Source organism: Streptomyces sp. PTY087I2 (assembly GCF_001687325.1).
GTDB lineage: Bacteria > Actinomycetota > Actinomycetes > Streptomycetales > Streptomycetaceae > Streptomyces.
This window is the reverse complement of record NZ_LZRD01000075.1, coordinates 1-1,832: the sequence shown is the minus strand read 5'-3', so window position 1 is coordinate 1,832 and position 1,832 is coordinate 1. Positions and strand designations below refer to the sequence as shown.

Here is a 1,832-nt window from a genome sequence, read left to right as displayed (position 1 = left end):
CGAGCGGAGGCGGGACCGGCGGCGGACGGGCGGTCGGGACCACAGCCTTCGGCAGCCGGGCGGACAGAGGCGGGGTCGGCGGCGGCGCGGCGCGCGGGACCGTCGGCGGACGGGTCCTTCGCGGCAAGGCGGTCCGGAGCGGGGCGGTCCGAGGCCGGCCCGAGGTGCAGGCTCACGCCCGGGGACTCCGGGGCGACGGTCCGGGGCGCGGCGGACGGGGTCTTGCCGGGGTCCGACGGCGGGGTCTTCTCCCCCACCGGGCGGAACAGCGGCGGCGGAGCACTGTCCGCGTCGCCCTTCGCCGGCACCGACGCGGACTCGCCGCCCGGCGGCGGTACCGCCTTGCCGCCCTCCGGCCCACGCACGGGCTCGGCGTCCGACGGCGAGGCCTTACCGCCCACCGGGCGGAACAACGGCGGCGGGGCACCACCCGCATCGCCTTTCGGGAGCGCTGACGCGGGCTCCGGGTCCCGGCCAGGGAGCGGGGTCTTCTCCCCCACCGGCCGGAACAACGGCGGCGGAGCACCGCCCGCGTCACCCTTCGCCTGGGGCGCGGGCTCACCGCTCGGCGGCGGGGGCCCGTCCACCGGGCCGAACAGTGGTGGCGGGGTCCCCCTGCCCAGGGGGGCGAAGAGGGACGGGGGGAGCTGGTCGTCCAGGTTGTCCGGGGGGTGGGGGAGCTGGTCCTTGTCGGTGGTCACCGGTTCGCTGTTCCTTTCCGTCACGTCGTGCGCGTCCGTCACGCGAAGAGCCGGCGCCAGGTCTCCGGCCCCGGATAACCGTCGGCCGCACCGCCGCGCCAGCCCTGGGCCCGCTGGAACGCCTCGACGTTCCGGCGGTCGGCCTCGGTCCAGAGCGGGCTGGGGCCCGACACGTAGTGCTTGCCGTATCCCTTCTTCACCAACTGTTTGCCGAGCCGGTCGACATGGCTGTTGGACTGACCCGGCTGGAAATAGCCGCGCCCGGGGAACGCGACCGCCGTGTTCGGGCTGCCGCCCGCGCCGACGGCCGGAATGTCGCGGCCGCCGCCGGAGGTCAGCAGGCTCCAGGTGTGCGGGCCGGGGATGCCGTCGGCCTCCTTGCCCTTCCAGCCCTGGGCCTGCTGGAACGCCTGGGTCGCGCGCAGGTCCGCCGTTCCCCACACGGGCCCGGGCCCGACCGCGTAGAACCGCTTGCCGCCGCGCTGCACCAGCATCTGGCCGAGCTGGGTGACGTACTTGTTGTTGGTGCCGGGGCCGAACTGCTTGGCCCCGGGGAAGGCGGTGGAGGAGCCGGAGCCGGGCGACCCGCCCGTGACCCCCTTGTAGCGGTAGGCGACGTAACGGTCGGAGTTGTTCCAGTACGCCAGGGGCGTCGTCTGCTTCCGCGTCTGCGGGCGCGCCTGCTCGTAGGCGACGTAATGGGTGCGCGCACTGGAGGTCCAGCCGCCGAAGATCGTGACGTGCGAGCCCTTCGCGGGGTCGGCCGGGTTGTGGAAGAGGAGGATGTCGCCGGGCTGGAGGTCGGCGCGGGCGATCCGGGTGCCGTACGTGGCGAGGCTGCCGGTCCACTCGTTGGTGCCGAGGTTCCAGGCCATCGACACATAGCCGGAGCAGTCCTGGCGGTACCCGTCGGACCAGTACTTCTCCATGCTGTACGGAACCTTCGCGTTCACCCACCTCTGCGCCCGGTCGATGATGTCGGCCCGGGTCGTCTTCGGCGCCGCCGCCGCTCCGGCCGACGGCGGGCCCGAGGCGCCGGCGCCGCGCAGCGGCCCCTTCTCGCCCTGCGGGTTGGCGGGGGCCGGCTCCGGATCGGCTCCCCCGTCGGCGCGCGGGGCCCAGGGGGCGTGG

The 1,832-nt window shown here is 75.2% G+C and carries 1 protein-coding gene and 1 pseudogene; both read right to left on the bottom strand.

Annotated features, from left to right (window positions below):
* Positions 1–701, bottom strand: a pseudogene (locus tag A3Q37_RS35095) (membrane protease subunit); the annotation flags it as partial.
* Positions 702–739: 38 nt separating this feature from the next.
* Positions 740–1,832, bottom strand: a 1,093-nt coding sequence (locus A3Q37_RS35090; protein ID WP_065491270.1) for a peptidoglycan-binding protein, incomplete at its 5' end; no start/stop codon positions are given.